The sequence below is a fragment of the Cobetia amphilecti genome (assembly GCF_020217465.1).
Classification (GTDB): domain Bacteria; phylum Pseudomonadota; class Gammaproteobacteria; order Pseudomonadales; family Halomonadaceae; genus Cobetia; species Cobetia amphilecti.
Genome location: NZ_CP084115.1, coordinates 3,698,116 through 3,711,914 on the forward strand (window position 1 = coordinate 3,698,116; position 13,799 = coordinate 3,711,914).

Here is a 13,799-nt window from a genome sequence, read left to right on the forward strand (position 1 = left end):
CCATGGCTGCTCGCCGCCCCGCCAACAAGAAGCCCGCCTCCCGCCAGGGGGCGAGCCCCCGTCGGCAACCCGCTGCCAGCCAGAGTCGTGGTCTGCCCGGCTGGCTGTGGGGCATCATCGGTCTGATCGCCGGCTTCGCTCTCGCGCAGTACTTCGAGAAACAGGCCCCGCGTCTGCCGGTCGCGGCCATCGTGCCCAAGGCCAACACGCAGCAGAACGGACAGCAGAACGGGCAGCAGGCCGCCAAGCAGGGCAACCAGCAGCAGAAGGAAGCCCCCGAAGAGTCCGCCGGCAACATGCCGACCTTCGAGTTCTACACCCTGCTGCCGGAAACCGAGGTGATCGCGCCCAAGGTGGATGAGTACAAGTCCACGCCGCGTCCGGGCAGCGCCGAGAGCACCAAGAAGTCCGAGGCCTCGCTGACCAACTACATGTTGCAGGCCGCGTCCTTCCGCGAGATGAGCGATGCCAAGAAGCTGGCCGGCAAGCTCAAGGACCTTGGCCTGCTGGCCAAGGTCAGTGACGTCAATGCCTCTGGCGGTACCGTCTGGCACCGGGTGCAGGTCGGTCCCTACAAGGACACCCGCGAGCTCAATCGCGCCCAGGACCTGATGAACACCCAAGGCATCGAGCCCCTGTTGATCAAGCTGCAGTAAGCCAGGCGTGAGCCTTGCGACAGACGGGCCCGCTCATTTTTGAGCGGGCCCGTTGCATGAGGGCACAGACCAGGGCCGATCACAGTCAACGCTGAGTCGCCGATGACTTGAAACCCGTATCGGCGCCCCCATCTACAGCATTCCGGTGAGATATCAGGCCCGCGTGCCGCCCATCAGGCGGTGCAGGATCGCGGCAAGCAGTGGCAAGCGCCAGGCTGACGATCACCACCCGTTTTACGCGACGAGGCCACGGCCTCGTCTGCCCAGAAATGCCATGCCCGGCCCCGTTCACCTTATTCCAATCGCCGGCATGCTCTCTCAGGAGTTATCCATGACCACGATCGTCTCCGTGCGTCGCAACGGCCAGGTCGCCCTGGCTGGTGACGGCCAGGTATCCCTTGGCAACACAGTCATGAAAGGCAACGCCGCCAAGGTGCGTCGTCTGTATCGCAATCAGGTACTGGCCGGTTTCGCCGGTGGTACCGCCGATGCCTTCACGCTGTTCGAACGCTTCGAAGCGCAGCTCGAGAAGTATCAGGGCCAGCTGGTGAAGTCCGCCGTGGAGCTTGCCAAGGAGTGGCGCTCAGACCGCGCCCTGCGCAAGCTTGAAGCCATGCTGGTGGTCGCCGACAAGCATGCCTCCTTGATCATCACCGGCAACGGCGACGTGGTCGAGCCCGAGCACGGCGTGCTGGCCATCGGCTCCGGCGGCAACTATGCCGAGGCCGCTGCCCGCGCCCTGATCGAGAATACCGAACTTTCTGCCCGCGAGATCACCGAGAAGTCCATCTCCATCGCGGCCGATATCTGCGTCTTCACCAACCACAATGCCATCATCGAGGAGCTGTCCTGAGATGTCCCAGATGACCCCGAAGGAAATCGTCAACGCCCTCGATCAGCACATCGTCGGCCAGCCTGAAGCCAAGCGCGCCGTGGCGGTTGCCATGCGCAACCGCTGGCGCCGCATGCAGCTCGATGATGATCTGCGCCCGGAAGTCACGCCGAAGAACATCCTGATGATCGGCCCGACCGGTGTCGGCAAGACCGAGATCGCCCGTCGTCTGGCCAAGCTGGCCGGCGCGCCCTTCCTCAAGATCGAGGCGACCAAGTTCACCGAGGTCGGCTATGTCGGCCGTGACGTGGAATCCATCATCCGCGACCTGGTCGAGGTCGCGATGAAGCTGGTGCGCGAAGACGCCATGAAGGAAGTGCGCGACAAGGCCGAAGATGCCGCCGAAGAGCGCATCCTCGACGCCCTGCTGCCGCGTGTGCGTGGTGAAGAGTACGACGCTGCCGCCAACAACAGCAGCACGCGCCAGATGTTCCGCAAGAAGCTGCGCGAAGGTCAGCTGGATGACAAGGAAATCGACATCGAGCTGAGCCCGGCCAGCCAGAGTCTCGATTTCGCCACCCCGCCGGGGATGGAAGAGATGACCAGCCAGCTGCAGTCCATGTTCTCCAACATGGGCAAGCAGCAGAAAGAGAGCCGTCGCATCACCGTCAAGGAAGCGCTCAAGCTGGTTCACGAGGAAGAAGCGGCCAGAATGGTCAGCGATGAAGACCTCAAGAGCCGTGCCATCGAGGCCGTCGAACAGAACGGCATCGTCTTCCTCGACGAGATCGACAAGGTCGCCAAGCGCGGCGAATCCGGCAGTGGCGGCGATGTGTCCCGCGAAGGCGTGCAGCGCGATCTGCTGCCGCTGATCGAGGGTTCCACCGTGTCCACCAAGCACGGCATGGTCAAGACCGACCACATCCTGTTCATCGCCTCCGGTGCCTTCCACCTGTCCAAGCCGTCGGACATGATTCCGGAGCTGCAGGGCCGTCTGCCGATCCGTGTCGAACTCAACGCCCTGACGCCGGAAGACTTCAAGCGCATCCTGACCGAGCCGTCCGCCGCCCTGATCCGTCAGTACAAGGCATTGCTGGCGACCGAAGGCGTCGAGCTGAGCTTCGCGGATGACGCCATCGAGCGCATCGCCCAGATCGCCTATCAGGTCAACGAAGGCACCGAGAACATCGGCGCCCGTCGTCTGCACACCGTGATGGAGCGTCTGCTGGAAGAGATCTCCTACGAGGGTGGCGATCAGCCCGGCGAACTCAAGGTCGATGCCGCCTACGTCGATGCCCGTCTGGGTGATCTGGCGCGTGATGAAGACCTGTCGCGCTACATCCTCTGACGACACGCTCACGCGCCTGACAGCCCCTCATGGAAGCCAGTCCCGTTCCTGAGGGGACTTCTGACGCCCGATCCGGCTTGGCCCGGATCGGGCGTCAGTGCATCATGCGCACAAGACACATCGACCGGCCAAGCGCCGCGCTCGACGCCTATCTGCCTTCGCCATGCCGCCCTGCGCCCTACGCCGCCGCGCGGCATGCAAGCCCGAGGATGCCCCGATGAGCCACGACACTCCCAAGGACGCCGCCGCGTCCCACGACGCTGATACCAGCGGTCAGCAGCGCGACTACCGCCTCAATGAGCGCCATGCCCGCGATGGCGAAGAGGCCCCGGTGCCGACGCGCGTGCACTACCACAAGTCAGAGCGCGAACTGGAACTGGGCTACGCCGATGGCCAGAGCTTCCGCCTGAGCACCGAATTCCTGCGCGTGATGTCGCCGTCGGCGGAAGTGCGTGGCCACGGTGTCGGCCAGGAAACCCTGCAGGTCGGCATGCGCTACGTCGGGCTGACCAACATCACCCAGAGCGGCCGCTACGCGCTGAAGCTGCACTTCGATGATGGCCATGACAGCGGCCTGTATACCTGGGAATACCTGTGGGAACTGGCCAATCGCCGCGACGCCATGTGGGCCTACTACCTGCGTCAGCTGGAAGAGGCCGGTGCCTCGCGCGAACCACTGGGCATTCCGCTCAACCAGCTGTAAGCCACTGATGCCACTGGGCGCGGCAAGATGTCCGAGTCGACGTCTTGCCAAAAGACAGCCCGCTGGCTAGCGGTTACAATCGAGCCACTGCGAAAGCTCACCATATTGTGCTGACGTCGCCACGGCGGCGTCACAACAGGGGAAGTCATGGACAAGCGTACGACTCACTTCGGTTATCAGGAAGTTGCCGTGGACGAGAAGGCAGGCCGCGTCGCGGATGTCTTCCACAGTGTCGCCGCCAAGTACGACGTGATGAATGACCTGATGTCGTTCGGCATCCACCGTCTGTGGAAGCGCATCACCCTGGAGCGTGCCGGCGCCCGTCCCGGCCAGTCGGTGCTGGACATCGCCGGCGGCACCGGTGACCTGACGCTGAAGTTCTCGCGTCTGGTCGGCCCGAAAGGCCGCGTGGTGCTCGCCGACATCAATGCCTCGATGCTCAACGTCGGCCGCGACAAGCTGCTCGACCGTGGCGTCGGCGGCAACGTCGAATACGTGCAGGCCAATGCCGAGGCCCTGCCCTTCCCGGACAACACCTTCGACATCATCACCATCGCCTTCGGGCTGCGCAACGTCACCGACCAGGCCAAGGCCCTGCGCTCCATGCAGCGCATCCTCAAGCCGGGCGGCCGTCTGCTGGTGCTGGAATTCTCCAAGCCGGTCAATCCGCTGCTCTCCACCGCCTATGACCAGTACAGCTTCCGGCTGCTGCCCAAGATGGGCGAGATGGTCGCCGGCGACGCCGACTCCTACCGCTACCTGGCCGAGTCCATCCGCATGCACCCCGACCAGAAGACGTTGGCCGGCATGATGGAAGAGGCCGGTCTCGAGCGCGTCGAGTACACCAACCTGACGGGCGGCATCGTCGCGTTGCACCGCGGTATCAAGCTCTGAGGCTGTCATGGCATTGCTGACCCCCCTGCTGTTGGCGACCGCTGAGCGGACGCTGAATCAGCTGCTTGCTCGCGACCCGGCCTCGACGTCGCGCCTGAATGCACTGGCAGGCCGACGCCTGCTGGTGCGTGTCGAACGCCCCGCCTTTGACCTACTGGTGCATTTCGACCTGCAGGGCCTGCACCTGTTGCGCCTGCCCCAGGCCAACGAGAGCGATGGCGATGTGGTGGTGGAGCTCGACATGGAGACCGCCGCCGCCCTGCTGTCCGGTGAATCCATCGAGCGCCTGATGTTCGAGGGCCGCCTCGCCGTGCGTGGCCGTATCCATCTGCTGGAAAGCGCCCGTGACCTGGTGATGGACCTCGACCTGGACTGGGAAGGCGCGCTCAGTGAGTGGTTCGGCGAAGCCCCCGGCCATAGCCTGGCCAGCGGCCTGCGCAGCCTCGGGCGTTTCGGCCTGATCAGCCGCCGTGAGCTGGAGCTGGACCTGCGCGAGTACCTCACCGAGGAGGCGCGCTGGCTGCCCGGTCAGGCGCAGATGCGCGTCGCCCGCGACGAGCTGACCGAGCTGACCCAGTGTCTGGATCGCACCGAAGCGCGGCTGGCGCGACTGCGCCGTCACCTCGAGGCCGCCACCTCTCATCAACCTGCCGAGCGGGAGTGCCAGCCGTCGTGAGACTCTATCGCCTGCTGAGCATTCTGTGGGTCATCGCCCGCTACCGCCTCGACGACCTGGTGCCGCCGGGGCGCGTGCCGGCTCTGCTTCGCCCGCTGCTCAAGCTGTCGCCGCTGCGTCTGTTCCCCATCGGCAGACGCACGCGCGGCGAGCGTCTGCGTCTCGCGCTCGAGGCCCTCGGCCCGATCTTCATCAAGTTCGGCCAGATGCTCTCGACGCGCCGCGACCTGCTGCCGCCGGACATCGCCGACGAACTCAAGCGCCTGCAGGATCAGGTGCCGCCGTTCGAGAACCAGGTCGCGCGGGAGCTGGTCGAGCAGGAACTCGAGATGTCGGTCGAGGAAGCCTTTGCCGAATTCGAGGCCCAGCCTCTGGCCTCCGCCTCCATCGCCCAGGTACATGCCGCACGCCTGCACGATGGCTCGGACGTGGTGGTCAAGGTCATCCGGCCGCGCATCGAGGAAGTGATGCGCAAGGACATCGGCCTGCTCTACATGTTCGCGCGCCTGTTGATGAAGGTCTCGCCGGAAGCCCGTCGCCTGCGCCCGGTCGAGGTCGTCGCCGACTACGAGGCGACGCTGTTCGACGAGCTCGACATGCACAAGGAGGCCGCCAACACCTCTCAGCTCAAGCGCAACTTCCTCGACTCGCCGCTGCTCTACGTCCCGGCCATCCACTGGCCACTGACGCGCCGCCGCGTGATGGTGCAGGAACGCATCCGCGGCATTCCGGTCGCCGATATCGAGGAGCTGACGGCGCAGGGCACCGACCTCAGGAAGCTGGCCGAGCGCGGCGTGGAGATCTTCTTCACCCAGGTATTCCGCGACAACTTCTTCCACGCCGACATGCACCCCGGCAATATCTTCGTCTCGCGCGAGAACCCGCACGACCCGCAGTTCATCGCCATCGACTGCGGCATCGTCGGCAGCCTGACCCGCGAGGACCAGGACTATCTGGCGCGCAACCTGCTGGCCTTCTTCCGCCAGGATTACTACGAGGTCGCGGCGCTGCACATCGAGTCCGGCTGGGTCGGCGAAGGCACGCGCGCCAACGAGTTTGCCGCCGCCATCCGCGCCGTCTGCGAGCCGATTCTCGAGAAGCCGCTCAAGGACATCAGTTTCGGCCAGGTCCTGCTGGGGCTGTTCCAGACCGCGCGCCGCTTCAACATGGAAGTCCAGCCACAGCTGGTGTTGCTGCAGAAGACCCTGCTCAACATCGAGGGCCTCGGCCGCCAGCTGTATCCGGACCTCGACCTGTGGGCCACCGCCCGCCCCTATCTGGAGCGCTGGATGAAGGAGCGCGCCGGTCCCAAGGCGTTCTGGGCCGAGATGGTCAAGCAGGCACCGGAGCTGTCGCATCAGCTGCCACAGCTGCCGGCGATGGCCTTCCAGGCCATGGAGCGCATCGAGGACGAGCATCGCGCCCGTCAACGCCAGACAGAAGCCATCACCACGCTGCGCGACCGGGTCAATCACGCCTCCAGCACCAGCTGGCGACTGCGTGCGGGCTTGCTGCTGGTGGCCGGCGCGTTCGGTTGGCAGCCCCTGATGGCCTGGGCGGAGACCCAGCCCGTGGCGGTACTGGTGGGCGCAGGACTGGGAATCGTGTTATTGCTGTGGCGCTAGCCGCAGGCAGACATGATGGCCTGACTGGCCCGGCGCGCAACGACACTTGCCGCCCCATGGGACGCAGTGCAATATGAATGACATATAACACTTGCATCCTGAGTCGCCTGCCCACGCCGTGCCGTTTGCCGTGCAAGGTGTGCCGTCAGCGCAGAACTCGATGACTTAACGCAAGACCCAAGCTTTCAGGAATGATGATTCATGAGTGATATTCTCAACCGTCTGTCAGTGGTACTGGCAGAACGGCGCGACGCTGACCCGACCTCCTCCTATGTCGCGAGCCTGCATCACAAGGGCCTCAACAAGGTACTGGAGAAGATTGGCGAAGAGGCGACCGAAACCGTACTGGCCGCCAAGGATTTCGCTCACGACGACGTGGACTCGCAGCGTGCCGTGATCGGTGAGACCGCTGACCTGTGGTTCCATTCACTGGTCATGCTGTCGCACCTGGGGCTGGATCATCAGGAAGTGCTGGATGAGCTGGCACGCCGCTTCGGTGTTTCCGGCCATGATGAAAAGGCCGCTCGCGGCCAGTGAAGGACCCGTATTCTTCCGGCGCAAGTCGGCTTTCCGGCAGCGGTGCCAGCACCCTGCAAGTCTCAAGGCCCAATGACCCGGTGTCAGCGGCCCAAATGGAGAATTTCCCATGTTAGGTGGCATCAGTATCTGGCAGCTTCTCATCGTGCTCGGCATCATCATCCTGATCTTCGGGACCAAGAAGCTGCGCAACGTCGGCTCTGATCTCGGCGGTGCCGTGAAGGGCTTCAAGGGCGCGATGAAGGAAGAAGAGAAGAAGAGCGACGAGCCGACTGCCCAGCAGAAGGTCGCGCATGAGGAAAAGCGTGGCGACACCATCGATGTCGAGGCCGAGAGCCGCGATACCGCTGACAAGCGCTCGTAACCCGCATGTTCGATATCGGCTTTTTTGAACTGGCATTGATCGCGCTGCTGGCGCTGATCGTGCTCGGCCCGGAGCGTCTGCCCCGGGCCGCCCGCACTGCGGGTCTGTGGCTGGGACGCATCAAGCGCAGTGTCTCGGGCATTCAGCAGGAAATCAGTGCCCAGCTGGAAGCCGAGGAACTGCGTCAGACGCTCAACGAGCAGAAGAAGCAGCTCGATGAGACGCTCGCTCATGCGCGCAACGAGGCACGCGATGTCGAGCGCGGCATCACCGAGTCCAGCACGTCCCGCGATGCAGGCGCCTCCGGCGCCGAGACCAGCCCCCGCCCTGCCGAGAATGGTGCGCCGGCCACCGAGCCGAGCACTGCTTCCGACACCCGTGAATCACGAGAGCCACGTTCCTGATGAGTGATCCACATGCCTCACCGTCAGGTGGTCAGGGCGACGCCGCACATGCGCCGCTCATCGAGCACCTGATCGAGCTACGCTCGCGCTTGCTGCGCGCCACCCTGGTGGTGCTGGTGGTTTTCGCCGCGCTGTACGGCTTCTCCAACCAGATCTATCTGTATGTCGCCGAACCGCTGATGGCATTGCTGCCACCGGGTTCGCAGATGATCGCCACCGAAGTGGCCTCGCCCTTCCTGGCGCCCTTCAAGCTGACATTGGTGGTGGCGCTGTTCCTGGCGATTCCCGCCGTGCTCTATCAGGCCTGGGCGTTCATCGCGCCGGGCCTCTATGAGAACGAGAAGGCGTTGGCCCTGCCGCTGCTGGCCTCCAGCATCCTGCTGTTCTATGCCGGTGCGGCCTTCGCCTACTACGTGGTGTTCCCGCTGCTGTTCCAGTTCTTCACCACCACGGGCCCCGAGAATGTGGCGATCATGACGGACATCAATCAGTACCTGAATTTTGTCCTCAAGCTGTTCTTCGCCTTCGGGGTCGCCTTCGAGATTCCCATCGCCACCTTCCTGCTGATCTGGACCGGTGCGACCACGGTAGAGGCACTGAGCAAGAAGCGCCCCTATATCGTGATCGCCTGCTTCGTGGTCGGCATGCTGCTGACACCGCCGGACGTGATCTCGCAGTCGCTGCTGGCGATCCCGATGTGGCTGCTGTTCGAGGTCGGCATTCTGGCCTCGCGCCTCTTCAAGCGCCGGCGTGCGGCCTCAGACGATGAGGCATCGCAGGACACGCCCTGAACGAGGCTGCCAGTAGTCGGGCATCAGAATCAGAGCATCAAAACAGAAAGCCCCGCCGAGTCACCGGCGGGGCTTTCTGTTTCTGGGGGCTTTGTGTTTCCAGGGAACTTGCTCACACCAGCCACGTGCTATCACGCCAGACGCACAGGCGTGTCGAGATCAGTCCTGCTCGGCGGCACGCGCCTTGTCGTCCTCGATCCAGCTATCGATGCGCTCGACCAGCTTGAAGATGCCCTGGGCCGCTTCGCTGATGCGCTCCGCCAGCAGGTAGGCCGGGGTGGTGACGACACGGTTGGCGGCGTCGACGACGATGTCCGTCACCTCGCAGCTCTTGTGCAGGCCGCCCTGGGCGCTGATCGCCCCGGAGACACTGGCATCGTTGCCGATGGTGACCGAGATGCCCTCCCCCAGCAGCTTGGGCACCATCACCGGCGCGATGCACATCACGCCGATCGGCTTGCCGGCCGCGTGGAAGGGCTGCACCGCGTCCTGCAGGCCCGCGACGAGCTCGAGGTCCTCACCCTTGACGGCAAAGTCACACAGATTCTTGGCGGCGCCGAAGCCACCGGGCAGGATCAGTGCATCGAAGTCGTCCGCTGACAGCTCTTCCAGCGGGCGCACCTTGCCACGTGCCAGACGCGCGGACTCGACCAGCACGTTGCGGGTCTCCTTCATCTCGTCGCCAGTGCCGTGATTGATCACGTGGTGCTGCGCGACATCCGGTGCAAAGCACTCATAGGCAATGCCCAGCTGATCGAGACGCAGCAGCGTCAGGGTAGTTTCATAGATCTCGGAGCCATCAAAGACACCGCAACCGGAAAGGATCAGGGCTACCTGCTTGGTCATGGGTTACTCCATTGACGATGAGCTGTGCGCGGCGATTGCCGGACAGGTCAGAAAAGACTAATACAAGCGCGTGACTGATTCGAATGCCGAGCCTGATTTCATGCCCAGCGTCATGCCCGGCGTCATGCCAGGCGCGAGACGCTTCAGCGGCACCGAAGCTGCGCGACCACCACGCGGCAGACAGTGACAGGCGTGCAGGCGAGGCATGTCACTGCGCATCCTCTCAAGACTATGGGCGGCCCCGGCACAACTCAAGTGCTGCTCCTCGTCCACTCGTATGCCATCAAGGCTCTGGTGCCGGAGGCTTGCCGCGGTGTCCGGACTCGTCTTGCAGCCCCACACACCCGCCCCATACGGGGTGTGCATGAGGCGCGACACCGCGACACATCTCCTGCGCCTGTGGCCACAAGTCAACGCTGATATACTGGATTGACCCTGCCACAGGGACGACGGCTCCCGTCACGGGCCACCCACTTGCAGGCCGCAAGCCAGGCCTTCTCGTCGCCCGACAGACGCCTTGTCGTCATGTTCAGCCCTTGCTGGCACCTCACGTGACCGGCCTTGCCCCATGACCGCTGGCATCACTGTAATATTAATGAAATATTATAGACCTAGACTGCCTGCGACCATCACGGGAGCGGACCACCCGACCCGGAGAATGTCTCTTGACCCAACGTAGCCCGCGCCAGTTTCCTGCAACCCGTATGCGCCGCATGCGCAAGGACGACTTCTCTCGCCGCCTGATGCGTGAAAACCAGCTGACGACCGATGACCTCATCCTGCCGGTCTTCGTGCTGGAAGGCGCTCAGCGTCGTGAAGCCGTGACCAGCATGCCCGGTGTCGAGCGTCGCTCCATCGATCTGCTGGTGGAAGAGTGTCGTGAAGTGCATGCCCTGGGCGTGCCGGCCATCGCGCTCTTCCCGGTGATAGACGCAGAGGCCAAGAGCCTGCTGGCCGAGGAGTCCTACAATGCCAATGGGCTGGTGCAGCGTGCGGTACGCGCACTCAAGGAAGCCATCCCGACGTTGGGTGTGATCACGGATGTCGCGCTCGACCCTTACACCGTGCACGGCCAGGACGGCATTCTTGACGAAGAAGGCTATGTGCTCAACGACCGCACCGTGGACACCCTGATCAAACAGGCGCTGTCACACGCGGAAGCCGGCGCCGATGTCATCGCGCCCTCCGACATGATGGATGGCCGCATCGGCTCCATCCGCGCCATGCTGGAACAGGAAGGCCTGATCAACACGCGCATCATGGCCTACTCGGCCAAGTACGCCTCCAACTACTACGGCCCGTTCCGTGACGCGCTCGGTTCGAGCGGCAATCTGGGCAAGGCCGACAAGCAGACCTACCAGATGGACCCCGCCAACAGCGATGAAGCGCTGCACGAAGTGGCCATGGATATCACCGAAGGCGCTGACATGGTGATGGTCAAGCCGGGCATGCCCTATCTTGATGTGGTAACGCGTGTGAAGCGCGAGCTGGAAGTGCCGACCTTCGCCTATCAGGTCAGCGGTGAGTACGCCATGCACATGGCGGCTTTCCAGAACGGTTGGCTGGATGCCGACAAGGTCATTCTCGAGTCGCTGATGTGCTTCAAGCGTGCGGGTGCCGACGGCATCCTCACCTATTTTGCTCGCCAGGCGGCCGAATTGCTGGCGCAGAAAAACCGCCTTTGACAACCCCGGCCATTGCGGATGCGGCTGACCGGGATCATGGAGTTGATGATGGAACAGACGCCCAAGCAAGACACCGACAACAACACGGCGACCCTGCCGGAAGTCGCTGACAGTCGCGACAAGGATGCTGCCCCCAAGGCAGCATCCACCCCACGGGAAGGCGAGATCGAGCTGGCGGCGGATGAGCCGCCGGCTCAGGAACCGCTGCCCCTGCGCGTCAACCGGACGCGTACCGGTATCCATGCCAAGGCCACCCCCTCCCCCGAGGCTGATCTCGCTGATCCGGCGCTGTACTTCAATCGCGAGCTGTCCAACCTGCAGTTCAACATCCGCGTACTCGAGCAGGCCAAGGATACCTCGCATCCGCTGCTCAACCGCTTGATGTTCCTGCTGATCTTCACGTCCAACATGGACGAGTTCTTCGAGATTCGCGTGGCGGGTCTCAAGCATCAGATCGCCTTCGATCGCACCGACCCCGGCTGTGACGGCATGCTGCCGAGCAAGGTGCTCGATGAGGTCTCCCGCATCACGCATGAGCAGGTCGAACGCCAGTACCGCATGCTCAACGAGGACCTGATCCCCGCGCTGGAAGAGCAGCACATCCGCTTCCGTCGCCGCAATCAGTGGAACGATGCCCAGAAGGCCTGGGTGCGCGATTACTTCGAGGAAGAGATCCAGCCGGTCATCAGCCCGATCGGTCTCGACCCGTCGCACCCGTTCCCGCGCCTGGTCAACAAGAGCCTCAACTTCATCGTCGAGCTGGAAGGCAAGGATGCCTTCGGTCGTGAAGGTGGCCTGGCCATCCTGCCGGCCCCGCGCTCGCTGCCGCGTCTGATCCGCATCCCGGATGGCCTCGTCGAGCAGGGGTACACCGAATACGTCTTCCTGTCCTCGATGATTCACGCTCACGCCCAGGAGCTGTTCCCGGGCATGAAGATCAAGGGCTGCTATCAGTTCCGCCTGACCCGCAACGCCGATCTCTCGGTGGATGCCGAGGATGTCTCCGACCTGGCTTCCGCGCTGCGTGGCGAGCTGCTGGCACGCCGCTACGGCGACGGGGTGCGTCTCGAGGTGGCCGACAACTGCCCGGAAGCCCTCTACACCTTCCTGCTCAAGCAGTTCGATCTGGAAACGCGCGACCTCTATCAGGTCAAGGGCCCGGTCAACCTCAACCGCCTGATGGAAGTCATCGGCGACGTCGGCCGCGAGGACCTGCTCTACGCCCCGTTCACTCCGGGCATCCCCAAGGCACTCAAGGGCGACAACAGCCTGTTCGATGCGATCCGTCGCGAGGACATCCTGCTGCATCACCCCTTCCAGTCCTTCTCCCCGGTCGAGAACCTGCTCGCCGAGGCGGCGCGTGACCCGAACGTGCTGGCCATCAAGCAGACCCTCTATCGCACCGGCGCCGACTCCAACATCGTCTCCTCGCTGGTGGAAGCCGCACGTCAGGGCAAGGAGATCACCGTGGTGATCGAGCTGCGGGCGCGCTTCGATGAGGCCGACAACCTGCAGCTGGCCTCACGCCTGCAGGAAGCCGGCGCCATCGTCATCTACGGCGTGATGGCCTACAAGACCCACGCCAAGATGCTGCATATCGTGCGACGTGAACACGGCGAGCTGCGTCACTACGCGCACCTGGGCACCGGTAACTACCATGCCAAGACGGCGCGTCTGTATACCGATTACAGCCTGCTGACCGCCAACGAGACACTTTGCGAGGACGTCCACAAGGTCTTCCAGCAACTGACCGGCATGGGCAAGCAGCGCAATATCGAGAAGCTGCTGCACGCGCCCTTCACGCTGCATGAGCGCATGGTGGAGATGATCGACCGTGAAGCGCGCAACGCCGAGAAAGGCAAGCGCGCCCACATCATCATCAAATGCAATTCACTGACCGAGCCCAAGCTGATTCGCGCCCTCTACCGCGCCTCGCGGGCTGGCGTGCAGTGTGACCTGATCATCCGCGGCGTCTGCTGTCTGCGCCCGGGCGTGCCGGGGATTTCCGACAACATCCGCGTACGCTCGGTGATCGGTCGCTTCCTCGAGCACACGCGCACCTTCCACTTCCACAATGCCGGTCAGCCGGAGACCTGGTGCTCCAGCGCGGATTACATGGAGCGCAACATGTTCCACCGCGTCGAGACCTGCTTCCCGCTGCTCGACAAGAAGCTGGCCCAGCGTATCCGCAAGGACCTGGACACCTATCTGGTCGACAACTGCCAGAGCTGGCGTCTGGAAAGCGATGGCCACTACACCCAGCTGGATGCCGGCGACGCGGAACCGATCAGCGTGCAGGAAACCCTGCTGTTCGCCTACGCCGCCAAGGCCTGATCGCGCTCGACGAGGTCAGGACAGAACAAAGCTCATGAACTCTCGGCCCTCACGCTTGCGTGGGGGCCGTTGTCGTTGGTCCTCTCCTTTCTTTTGACAGACGA

At 63.7% G+C, this 13,799-nt stretch carries 14 protein-coding genes; 13 read left to right on the forward strand and 1 reads right to left on the reverse strand.

The genetic code is table 11. From position 1 onward, the window contains the following. Window positions 1–2 precede the first annotated feature (2 nt). From LCW13_RS15385 to tatC, 11 genes are all read left to right on the forward strand, one after another. Entirely contained in the window at window positions 3–656 is a 654-nt protein-coding gene (locus LCW13_RS15385) for an SPOR domain-containing protein (RefSeq protein WP_043332968.1), read from the forward strand. Between the two features lie 331 nt (window positions 657–987). Continuing rightward, the gene (gene hslV, locus LCW13_RS15390) at window positions 988–1,509 is read left to right on the forward strand and encodes an ATP-dependent protease subunit HslV (RefSeq protein WP_043332970.1); all 522 of its coding nucleotides are present in this window, start codon (window positions 988–990) and stop codon (window positions 1,507–1,509) included. 1 nt (window position 1,510) lies between these two features. After that, complete coding sequence (hslU, locus tag LCW13_RS15395) at window positions 1,511–2,836, forward strand: ATP-dependent protease ATPase subunit HslU (protein WP_043332972.1); 1,326 nt, start codon at window positions 1,511–1,513, stop codon at window positions 2,834–2,836. A gap of 331 nt (window positions 2,837–3,167) precedes the next feature. Next, window positions 3,168–3,539, forward strand: coding sequence for a gamma-butyrobetaine hydroxylase-like domain-containing protein (locus LCW13_RS15400; protein WP_225348182.1), 372 nt, complete (start codon window positions 3,168–3,170; stop codon window positions 3,537–3,539). Window positions 3,540–3,686: 147 nt separating this feature from the next. Then, window positions 3,687–4,433, forward strand: a complete 747-nt coding sequence (ubiE, locus tag LCW13_RS15405) for a bifunctional demethylmenaquinone methyltransferase/2-methoxy-6-polyprenyl-1,4-benzoquinol methylase UbiE (protein ID WP_043332974.1) — start codon at window positions 3,687–3,689, stop codon at window positions 4,431–4,433. Window positions 4,434–4,440: 7 nt separating this feature from the next. Further along, the gene (locus LCW13_RS15410) at window positions 4,441–5,109 is read left to right on the forward strand and encodes a ubiquinone biosynthesis accessory factor UbiJ (RefSeq protein WP_131432768.1); all 669 of its coding nucleotides are present in this window, start codon (window positions 4,441–4,443) and stop codon (window positions 5,107–5,109) included. After that, the gene (gene ubiB / locus LCW13_RS15415; RefSeq protein WP_043332979.1) at window positions 5,106–6,734 is read left to right on the forward strand and encodes a ubiquinone biosynthesis regulatory protein kinase UbiB; all 1,629 of its coding nucleotides are present in this window, start codon (window positions 5,106–5,108) and stop codon (window positions 6,732–6,734) included. The genes LCW13_RS15410 and ubiB overlap by 4 nt, the downstream gene beginning before the upstream one ends. Window positions 6,735–6,935: 201 nt before the next feature. Next, window positions 6,936–7,271, forward strand: coding sequence for a phosphoribosyl-ATP diphosphatase (locus tag LCW13_RS15420; RefSeq protein ID WP_043332980.1), 336 nt, complete (start codon window positions 6,936–6,938; stop codon window positions 7,269–7,271). A gap of 109 nt (window positions 7,272–7,380) precedes the next feature. Next, window positions 7,381–7,635, forward strand: coding sequence for a Sec-independent protein translocase subunit TatA (tatA, locus tag LCW13_RS15425; protein WP_043332981.1), 255 nt, complete (start codon window positions 7,381–7,383; stop codon window positions 7,633–7,635). Between the two features lie 5 nt (window positions 7,636–7,640). Then, window positions 7,641–8,039 (forward strand): Sec-independent protein translocase protein TatB, encoded by a 399-nt coding sequence (tatB, locus tag LCW13_RS15430; protein WP_043332982.1) that lies wholly within the window; start codon window positions 7,641–7,643, stop codon window positions 8,037–8,039. Next, window positions 8,039–8,830 carry a twin-arginine translocase subunit TatC gene (gene tatC / locus LCW13_RS15435; protein WP_131432770.1) on the forward strand — a complete coding sequence of 264 codons (792 nt, stop codon included), beginning with the start codon at window positions 8,039–8,041 and terminating at the stop codon, window positions 8,828–8,830. Before tatB ends, tatC begins: the two co-directional genes overlap by 1 nt. Window positions 8,831–8,989: 159 nt before the next feature. Here the strand turns inward: tatC and elbB are convergent, their stop codons facing one another. Next, on the reverse strand, window positions 8,990–9,676 hold the full coding sequence (gene elbB / locus LCW13_RS15440; protein WP_225347336.1) for an isoprenoid biosynthesis glyoxalase ElbB: 687 nt from the start codon (window positions 9,674–9,676) through the stop codon (window positions 8,990–8,992). Between the two features lie 665 nt (window positions 9,677–10,341). Between elbB and hemB the strand changes: the two genes are divergently transcribed. Both hemB and ppk1 read left to right on the forward strand, forming a co-directional pair. After that, the gene (gene hemB, locus LCW13_RS15445; RefSeq protein WP_225347337.1) at window positions 10,342–11,361 is read left to right on the forward strand and encodes a porphobilinogen synthase; all 1,020 of its coding nucleotides are present in this window, start codon (window positions 10,342–10,344) and stop codon (window positions 11,359–11,361) included. Window positions 11,362–11,409: 48 nt separating this feature from the next. Further along, window positions 11,410–13,695 (forward strand): polyphosphate kinase 1, encoded by a 2,286-nt coding sequence (gene ppk1, locus LCW13_RS15450; RefSeq protein WP_153636599.1) that lies wholly within the window; start codon window positions 11,410–11,412, stop codon window positions 13,693–13,695. Window positions 13,696–13,799 lie beyond the last annotated feature (104 nt).

Coding starts and splice junctions, on each gene's coding strand:
- LCW13_RS15385 (WP_043332968.1), top strand. CDS start 3: ATGGCTGCTCGCCGCCCCGCCAACAAGAAGCCCGCCTCCCGCCAGGGG.
- hslV (WP_043332970.1), top strand. CDS start 988: ATGACCACGATCGTCTCCGTGCGTCGCAACGGCCAGGTCGCCCTGGCT.
- hslU (WP_043332972.1), top strand. CDS start 1,511: ATGTCCCAGATGACCCCGAAGGAAATCGTCAACGCCCTCGATCAGCAC.
- ubiE (WP_043332974.1), top strand. CDS start 3,687: ATGGACAAGCGTACGACTCACTTCGGTTATCAGGAAGTTGCCGTGGAC.
- LCW13_RS15410 (WP_131432768.1), top strand. CDS start 4,441: ATGGCATTGCTGACCCCCCTGCTGTTGGCGACCGCTGAGCGGACGCTG.
- LCW13_RS15420 (WP_043332980.1), top strand. CDS start 6,936: ATGAGTGATATTCTCAACCGTCTGTCAGTGGTACTGGCAGAACGGCGC.
- tatA (WP_043332981.1), top strand. CDS start 7,381: ATGTTAGGTGGCATCAGTATCTGGCAGCTTCTCATCGTGCTCGGCATC.
- tatB (WP_043332982.1), top strand. CDS start 7,641: ATGTTCGATATCGGCTTTTTTGAACTGGCATTGATCGCGCTGCTGGCG.
- tatC (WP_131432770.1), top strand. CDS start 8,039: ATGAGTGATCCACATGCCTCACCGTCAGGTGGTCAGGGCGACGCCGCA.
- elbB (WP_225347336.1), bottom strand. CDS start 9,676: ATGACCAAGCAGGTAGCCCTGATCCTTTCCGGTTGCGGTGTCTTTGAT.
- ppk1 (WP_153636599.1), top strand. CDS start 11,410: ATGGAACAGACGCCCAAGCAAGACACCGACAACAACACGGCGACCCTG.